The organism is Streptomyces sparsogenes (genome assembly GCF_001704635.1).
GTDB lineage: Bacteria > Actinomycetota > Actinomycetes > Streptomycetales > Streptomycetaceae > Streptomyces > Streptomyces sparsogenes.
Genome location: NZ_MAXF01000034.1, coordinates 22,926 through 29,369 on the forward strand (window position 1 = coordinate 22,926; position 6,444 = coordinate 29,369).

A 6,444-nucleotide genomic window follows, 5' to 3' on the forward strand; every position below is an offset into this window, starting at 1 on the left:
TCGAACCGTGCCCAAAGCTTGCGCGAACCTTGAACCGGCAGGCCGTCGCCGGAAGGACGGGCGGGCGTCAGCTCACCAGGTGGTAGTTGCCCGCGACCGCCAGGAAGAGCACCGCGGCGAGCGCCACCGCGCTGTAGTGGAGCCTGGCCGCCCAGCCCCACCAGCGGCGCCACCAGGCGATGACGGCGCACACCAGGACCGCCGCCGTGGTGCCCAGGGCCGCCTTCACCAGGACGGGGACGAGCTTGAGCATGGGCGAGTCGCCGAGGAAGACGCTCTGGTTGAGGGAGTTGGGGTCGGCGACCAGGAGGGCGAAGCAGCCGGTGGCGACGGTCAGCAGGACGCCGGTGGTCCAGGCGAGCAGTCGGGCGAGCCGGGCACCGGCCGGGGCGGCGGAGGCGGAGCCGCGGCGGAGGGAGACGAGGGCGCCGAGGGTCCAGGCGGTGACGGACAGCAGGAGGACGCCGAGGGAGCCGAGGAGGAGCTGCTGGTGCAGCACCGGGGACTCGTACCAGGGCAGCCGCTCGTAGGCGACGGTGGGGTCGGAGGCCAGGAAGAGCTTGCCGTCCTTGAAGGCGAGGCGTTCCTGGCCGCCCTTCTCCTGGAAGAGGCCGTCGCCGACGCGCACCCAGTGCTGCTCGGTGACGCCCGGGTCGCGGCTGAGCGGGCCGGTGGTGGTGAGGGTGGAGTCCGGTCCGCTGGTGACCCGTACGGAGCTGGTCAGGGCGGCGGCCCGGGTGAGGTCGGAGTGGCTGGTGCGGGTGGAGCGGTAGAAGCCGGTGAACTCGCCGGTCTCGCCGGGGCGGGTGACGGCGGCGCGGCGCGGGGTGCCGTAGGTGTGGTCGGCGACGAGGTTGACGAGTTCCTGGCCGGCCCAGGAGGCGCGGCCGTCCTCGCCGTCGCCGTTGTAGGCCACGTAGACGCCGGTGTCCCGGTCGGGGAGCAGCGCGAGGTTGTCGTGGAAGCCGGGGATGTCGCCGTCCTTGACGAGCATGCGGTGGCCGTCCCGGTCGCGCTGTTCGAGGATGTAGCCGATGCCGGGCAGGCGCGGGTCGTTGGCGAACTGGCGCCGCTGCATGGCCCGGGTCAGTGTCGCCCCGAGCACCCGGTGGCCGTCGAGGCTGCCGCCGGCGAGCTGGGCGAGCATCAGCCGGCCCATGTCGGTGGCGGTGGTGACGGCCGCGGCGCCGGTCGGGGTCCACGCGCCGTACTGGCCCTCGGCGGTGACCTGCCGCTTGCCGTCGGGGCGGTAGCCGCCGGCCCGTTCGGTGGCGATGGCGGCGGGGTGGGGCTGGGCGAATGAGGTGCGGGTCATGCCGAGCGGCCGCAGGACGTGGCGGTGCAGGTACCCGGCGAAGGGCTCGCCGGAGACCAGCTCGACCAGGTAGCCGGCCAGGGCCACCCCGTAGTTGTCGTAGCTGGAGACCTTGCCGGGCGGGCGCACCCGCTTCGGCTGGTGTTCGGCCAGGCTCTCGCCGAGCCGCTCGGCGTCCTCGGGGTGGGCGGTGGCGCGGCCGATGATGCTGTTGTCGAACCCGGCGGTGTGCGTCAGCAGGTCGCGTACGGTGACCGGCCGCCCGGGGTAGGTGTCCTTGATGGTGAAGGCCGCCTTGTGGCGGGTGAGATACCGGTTGACGTCGGCCCGCAGGTCGAGCTTCCCCCGCTCGACCTGCTGGAGCACCGCCATGGCGGTGAACACCTTGGCGTCCGAGCCCATGAAGAACCCCGTACGGCGGGCGTCCACCCGGGTGCCGCGGTCGATGTCGGCCACGCCGTACCCCTTGGCCAGCACCTGCCGCCCGCCGGAGACCACGACCACCGCGGCGCCGGGGATCCGGTAGTCCTCCAGTTGCCTCTCGACGATGGAGTCGATCAGGGCGGTGAGGTTCCGGGGCCGTGGCGTGCCGGGCGCGGCGGAGGCCGAGGCGGCCGTCCCCAGCACGGTCATGAGGACGGCGAGCAGCAGGGACACCGCCGCGGTAGCGCTGCGTCGAGCACTCATTTACCGGCTCCTTCACTCACAGAGGGACGCGGGGGACATTTCTCGTATGACGACAAGTCAACGCGCGGCGCGGCGGTAGGCCGAGGGCCCTGGGTGGCGTCTTGTGGGGGACCTGACTACACCCCCCGAAACGCCACCCGGGTCCAGTGCCGGGGCGGGCGCACCACGGCAGACTGAAGGGCACACAGCGGCGGAAGGGCCGCACCGAGGAGGGGGTTACGAGATGAGCGTCATGAGCGACGAGAGGACCGGCGGACGGCAGGCCGGCGGCAGCGGCCCCTGGCCCGTCCGGGGGGTGCGCGCCATGGGCCGCGGGCTGGCGCTGGCCGCGCTCGCCCCGTGGGAGGTGCTGCTCTTCTGCCTGATGGTGACCGCGATCTCGCTGCTGGGGGTCGGCATCGGGGTGTTCCTGGTGCCCGCCCTCGCGGTGGCCCTGCGGGGGACCACGGCGATCACCCGGCGGCTGGCCGGGCAGTGGTCGGGGGTGGAGATCGAGGACCCGTACCGGCCGCAGCCCGCTCCCGAGCCGGGCTTCAAGGGCTTGATGCAGCGCAACCAGTGGATCCTCACCGACCCGGCGACCTGGCGTGACCTGGCCTGGACGCTGGTCAGCCCGGTGGTCGGGCTGGCCATCGCGGTGCTGCCGCTGGCGCTGGTCGGCTGGGGGGTCTTCGGCCTGATCATGCCGCTGGTCTGGGAGGACATCGCGGACGGGGGCGGCAACAACTGGTACGCGATGATCAAGGTGACCAGCGACGGTTCCGCCCTGATGGCCGCGGCCCTCGGCGTCCCGATCATCCTGGGCGGCCTGGCCGCGGGCCCGCACCTGATCCGGCTGCACGCTCTGCTCGCCAAGTCGCTGCTGGCCCCCACCGAGATGTCGCGCCAGGTCCGCCACCTCACCGAGACCCGCACCGACGCGGTCAACACCTCGGCCGCCGAGCTGCGCCGCATCGAGCGGGACCTGCACGACGGCGCCCAGGCCCGGCTGGTCGCGATGGGCATGAACCTGGGCGTGGCCGAGCGGCTGCTGGCCAAGGACCCGGAGGCGGCCCGCGCCATCCTCGCCGACACCCGCCAGGCCTCCGCCACCGCCCTGAACGAGCTGCGCGACCTGGTCCGCGGCATCCACCCGCCGGTGCTCGCCGACCGCGGCCTGGCCGACGCCGTCCGCGCCCTGGGCATGGACAGCCCGCTGGAGGTCGAGGTCAACGCCGAGCTGCCCGGCCGCCCCGAGGCCCCGGTCGAGTCCGCCATGTACTTCGCGATCTCCGAGGCGCTGACCAACGCGGCCAAGCACGGCGAGGCCCAGCGGGTCACGGTCGAACTGTGGTACGAGACCGGCCGGCTGCGCGCCCAGGTCAGCGACGACGGGGTGGGCGGCGCGGACCCCTCCCGCGGCACGGGACTGCGCGGCATGGAGCGCCGGCTTGCTACTTTCGACGGTGTCCTTGCCGTGACCAGCCCGACGGGCGGTCCGACGACACTGACCATGGAGCTGCCGTGCGTGTTGTCCTCGCCGAAGACCTCTTCCTCTTGAGGGACGGGTTGGTCAGGCTTCTGGAGGCATACGACTTCGAGATCGTCGCCGCTGTGGACACCGGCCCCGACCTCCTTCAGGCCCTCGTCGAGAAACGTCCGGACGTGGCAGTCGTCGATGTACGACTCCCCCCGACGTTCACCGACGAGGGCCTTCAGGCCGCTCTGGAGGCCCGCCGCCGGATCCCCGGCCTCCCGGTCCTGGTCCTCTCCCAGTACGTGGAGCAGCTCTACGCCAAGGAGCTGCTGGCCGACGGCACCGGCGGCATCGGCTATCTGCTCAAGGACCGCGTGTTCGACCCGGACGAGTTCGTCGACGCGGTCCGCCGGGTGGCCGCCGGGGGCACCGCCATGGACCCCGAGGTCATCGCCCGGCTGTTCGCCGGCACCTCCTCCTCCGCCGCCGACCCCCTGGCCCGGCTGACCGCCCGGGAGCGGGAGGTCCTCGGCATCATGGCCGAGGGCCGCTCCAACGCCGCGATCGCCGAGCGGCTGGTGATCACCGAGCGGGCCGTCATCAAGCACACCTCCAACATCTTCGCCAAACTGGACCTGCCGGTCTCGGACGACGACAACCGGCGGGTCCTCGCCGTTCTGGCGTATCTGAAGTGACCCCGGGGCTCAGCCCAGGCGCAGCGCGCCGAGCACCGGGCGCGCCGCTGACGCGCCGTCGGTGCGCAGCGCGACGGCGGCGGCGTAGCCGGGCGGGGCGGGCACGTCGGCGAGGGACCAGCCGGGCGGGGTGGTGGAGCCGGGCGGGGCGAGGTGGTCGGCCAGGCCGACGTGGTGGGTCCTCAGGCCGCCGGGCAGGCCGGTGCCGATGCCCTTGAGATACGCCTCCTTGCGCACCCAGCAGCCGAGGAACGCCTCCGCGCGCCGCGATTCGGGCAGCGCCTCGATCGCCGCCTGCTCGTCGGGGTGGAGCTGCCGGGCCAGGCCGCTCACCACCGTGCCGTCGCGCCGCTCGTTGTGGGCCTCGATGTCGGCGCCGACGGGGGCGTCGGCGAAGGCGTACAGCGCGGCGTCCTCGGCGTGCGAGAGGGAGAACCGCAGCCGCTCCCCGCCCGCCACGGCGGGGCGGCCGTGCGGCTTGTCGCAGTCGGGCATGCCGCACGTCTCGCGGACGAGTTCGACCTCGCCGGGGGCGATCCCCAGATACGCGCCGAGGAGCACCCGCAGCCCCACATGGGAGGTCACATAGCGCTCCCGCAGGGTGTCGTCGCGGAACCGGGTGGCCCGCTCGCGCTCCCGGGCGTCCAGCATCCCGGCGCGCTCGGCGGCGGCAGCGGCGGCCGGCGGGATCCGCAGCAGCCATACGGCCACCTCGGCCCCGGAGGGCCGGTCCGCCGGCCGGGGCAGGTCCCGGACCGGGCCCCACGCCTCCTCCGCCACCCCGCCCACGGCCGGCTCAGAGCCTGTGTACGACACGATTCCGCTCTCCCCCCGCAGCGCCGCTCCTGACCCGCCCCGCGCCGGGGCGGCTCCAACATCCTTGCCCGCGGCAGGGGTTGGCGCACGGAAGGCACCCGGTGAATTAGGACACGTTGGCTCCGGGCCGGTCCGCCCGGCGGAGGGCGCCACTACGATCGCGCACAGTCCGGGCACTTTCCGTAATGGAGGTTTGCGACATGGCGACGGGGATCTGGGCGAAGACGGCTTCCGCGCTGGCCCTCCCGGTGGCTCCGCTGTACGGCGCCTTCCTCTCGTACTTCATCTACCACCCGCCCCGCAGACCGCACCACAAGAAGCCCGCGGACGTGGGTCTGACCAGCACGGACGTGTCCGTGCCGGTGAGCGGCGGGCGGCGTCGGCTGCATGTGTGGCTGTGCCCGGGCGACCCCGGCCGGGTGGTGGTGCTCGGCCACGGCCTGGGCCTGAGCAAGTCCGCGAGCCTCGCCCAGGCCCGGCTGCTCGGTCAGGCGGGCTACACGGTCGCGATGTTCGACCACCGCAACCATGGCAAGAGCGGCGCGGACCGGGCGTGCTGGGGCATGAGCGACCGGCACACCGACGACGTGGCAGCCGTGGTGAACCACCTGCGCGGGATGGACGAGTACGCCTCGGCACGGATCGCCGTGTACGGCTTCTCCATCTCCACCTTCCCCTCCTTCTACATGCTGAGGAGGGACGGGGAGCGCCCGGTCGACGCGCTGGTCCTCGACAGCGGCCCGTCGCTGGAACTGCGGCCGCTGTTCCGCAACTTCGTCGCCGCCGACGGGCTGCCGGTCCCCGGCCCGCTGCGCGAGGGTCCGTCCCGGAAGGTGCTGGAGAAGGTCGCGTCGTCGATGGCCGTGGCGATGCTGCGGGTGCAGTGGCCGCCCGCGGTGCGGGGCGCGTACGAGACCACGCCCATGCTCATCCTGGCCGGCGAGAGCGACACCATGATCCCGGCGGCGGGGGTACGGGCGCTGGCGGAGCGGTATCCCCGGGCGGAGGTGCACACGCTGCCGGACACCGGACATCTGCAGGGCGTCAAGACCCATCCGGAGCGCTACGCGGAGACGGTCCTGGAGTTCCTGGAGCGGACCCTGAAGGGGTGATGCCCGCTCGGGCAGGCCCCGCGCCGGATCCGGGCACGGGAACGTGGCCTCCCCCGCCCCCGTTACGCGGGGGAGACCACGTTCACCGGTGATGCCGCTGGGGCGGAATCACAGGCTCCATGGTCTGCCACGTGGGCTTCGCGCCCCAGACCCGTGGCACGAAGATGCCATACGAATTACCGGGCCCCCGTATCCGGTTCGGCCGGTGGAACAGGGGCCCGGCGGGCCGCCGAACAGTCAGGCGCGTGGATGCCGCCCGCCCTTGATGCCGACAGTCTTTGGTGTCGTCAGCCTTTGGTGTCGTCGGTCCGTGGTGTCGTCAGTCTTTGATGTCGCAGATGACGGCGCCGGCGGTGCGGTGAT

At 73.1% G+C, this 6,444-nt stretch carries 5 protein-coding genes; 3 read left to right on the forward strand and 2 right to left on the reverse strand.

The genetic code is table 11. The features are described 5' to 3' along the window. Nucleotides 1-67 precede the first annotated feature (67 nt). Entirely contained in the window at nucleotides 68-2,002 is a 1,935-nt protein-coding gene (locus BBH68_RS43980) for a serine hydrolase domain-containing protein (RefSeq protein WP_065959861.1), read from the reverse strand. Between the two features lie 223 nt (nucleotides 2,003-2,225). Here BBH68_RS43980 and BBH68_RS07180 point away from each other — a divergent pair, with 223 nt between their 5' ends. Together BBH68_RS07180 and BBH68_RS07185 are read left to right on the forward strand one after the other, a co-directional pair. Beyond that, the gene (locus BBH68_RS07180) at nucleotides 2,226-3,542 is read left to right on the forward strand and encodes a sensor histidine kinase (protein ID WP_079150848.1); all 1,317 of its coding nucleotides are present in this window, start codon (nucleotides 2,226-2,228) and stop codon (nucleotides 3,540-3,542) included. Further along, nucleotides 3,506-4,153, forward strand: coding sequence for a response regulator (locus tag BBH68_RS07185; RefSeq protein WP_065959863.1), 648 nt, complete (start codon nucleotides 3,506-3,508; stop codon nucleotides 4,151-4,153). The genes BBH68_RS07180 and BBH68_RS07185 overlap by 37 nt, the downstream gene beginning before the upstream one ends. Nucleotides 4,154-4,162: 9 nt before the next feature. On the opposite strand, the gene BBH68_RS07190 is transcribed toward BBH68_RS07185, so the two are convergent. Continuing rightward, a complete protein-coding gene (locus tag BBH68_RS07190; RefSeq protein ID WP_245737934.1) occupies nucleotides 4,163-4,969 on the reverse strand; it encodes a 4'-phosphopantetheinyl transferase family protein in 807 nt (268 codons plus the stop codon). Between the two features lie 200 nt (nucleotides 4,970-5,169). Here BBH68_RS07190 and BBH68_RS07195 point away from each other — a divergent pair, with 200 nt between their 5' ends. Next, nucleotides 5,170-6,081, forward strand: a complete 912-nt coding sequence (locus BBH68_RS07195) for an alpha/beta hydrolase (protein WP_065959865.1) — start codon at nucleotides 5,170-5,172, stop codon at nucleotides 6,079-6,081. The last annotated feature ends 363 nt before the right edge of the window (nucleotides 6,082-6,444 follow it).